Annotated in this window: 1 protein-coding gene; it reads right to left on the bottom strand. The window is 79.5% G+C overall.

Translation table 11 applies throughout. The features are described 5' to 3' along the window. Positions 1-80: 80 nt before the first annotated feature. Positions 81-288: hypothetical protein (locus GTW43_RS03000; protein WP_161299994.1), on the bottom strand; the 208-nt coding region annotated here is incomplete at its 5' end.

Genomic DNA, 288 nt, shown 5'->3' with positions numbered 1-288 from the left:
GGTGGCGTATCCCTGAATCGAGAAGGAGCGGCGGATCGGCGGGCGGAGGAGCAGTGGGGGAGCGGCGGCCGGGCGTGGCGTCAGGTGTGGTGGGACGCCGTGTCGGCGGGGAGCGTGCCGTGCGGTGCCGTCGCCGCGGGGCGGGGCAGGAACAGCGGGTCGGGCTCGTCGGCGACACGGCGCGGGGTGCCCGCCTCGATGTCGGCGACGAGCCGGAGCAGCGCCGTGTGCACGGGTCCGGTCGGGCAGGCGGCGGGGGCCGTCCCCGCGGCGAGCGCCCGGCGGGCC

This window comes from Streptomyces sp. SID5785, from assembly GCF_009870065.1.
Classification (GTDB): Bacteria; Actinomycetota; Actinomycetes; order Streptomycetales; family Streptomycetaceae; genus Streptomyces.
This window is presented reverse-complemented; position numbering and strand designations above follow the sequence as displayed.